The organism is Secundilactobacillus hailunensis (assembly GCF_005405185.1).
Classification (GTDB): Bacteria; Bacillota; Bacilli; order Lactobacillales; family Lactobacillaceae; genus Secundilactobacillus; species Secundilactobacillus hailunensis.
The window spans coordinates 1-1182 of record NZ_BJDO01000112.1; the positions used below are offsets into that span (position 1 = coordinate 1).

The window sequence follows — 1182 nt, forward strand, 5'->3', positions numbered from 1 at the left end:
CTCGTGATTCAAGCAGTATTAACCTATCAGCTGGCACGTTGCCCAGAGTGTGGTTTCGAGGCGCTGTACCCTAACGGTCACATCAAGACTAGAATCCACATTAACAGCGCCAATGACCGCCCAGTAGTGCTGGAGTTGAAAAAGCAGCGGTGGCGGTGCCACAATTGCGGGCACACTTGTACGGCCACCACGCCAGTGGTCAAGCCACACCATACCATCAGTTGTATGACGGCACAGTACGCGCTCAAGCTGGCCAAAAAGTCCTTGTCGCTCACAACCATCGCTGCCATCACTGGCATCTCGCCAAAATCGGTTCAACGCATAATCAATACCAATATCAAACCACATCCAGCCACACATTTGCCTGAAAACTTGTGCTTTGATGAGTTCCGCTCAACACACGATATGATGTCCTTTATCTGTATTGATGCGGACAAACACGGTTTGGTTACGGTCTTAGGCGGACGCCTGAATAAGGAAATCAAGCAGTTTTTCTCCAGTCAGTATTCCGAGCAGGAACGCGCCGCGGTTAAACATATTTCGATGGATATGAACGCTTCATACCAGAATTTCGTCCATGAATTATTTCCGAATGCCGAGATTGTAATTGATCGTTTCCATATCGTACAATTATTGGGCCGGGCAATGGATCAACTGCGGGTTCAATGCCTAAAGCAACTAGATCCCCACTCACGCGAGCACAAGGTTATGAAAACGGACTGGCGTCTGTTTCATAAAGCTCATCCCAACGCTAGTAAGATGCGTTATCTACGGGGCCTGAACGAATACTCAACGGAACAGAATGCCATTGATTTGGGAACCGACAAGTTTCCTGCGTTCAAAGCTGCTTACGAAGCTTATATTGACGTTCATGAGGCACTAATGAACCATCAGGTATCGCGCCTGAAGGCGCTCATCACGAACTATCAGCGGGCTGAATCAACTATGGACACTGCTATGACAACCTTGCGTAAGAATCTAACTGGTGTCCTTAACGCAGCCCGAAGCTCATACTCTAACGGTCCCATTGAGGGCAAGAATCGTAAGATCAAGCAACTTAAACGTAACTGTTATGGCTTTGCGAACCAAGAAAACATGTTTATCCGAATCTTCCAAATCGCTGCTTAGTCCCTATTGCGAATGCCCCTAGAACAAAGGGTTATTTAGTGTACCCAAAATCCA

The 1182-nt window shown here is 47.4% G+C and carries 1 protein-coding gene; it reads left to right on the plus strand.

Going from position 1 to position 1182, the window contains the following annotated elements; genetic code table 11:
- On the plus strand, window positions 1-1128 hold a 1128-nt coding region (locus FFM73_RS12530), incomplete at its 5' end, for an ISL3 family transposase (protein WP_137631946.1).
- Window positions 1129-1182: the final 54 nt, after the last annotated feature.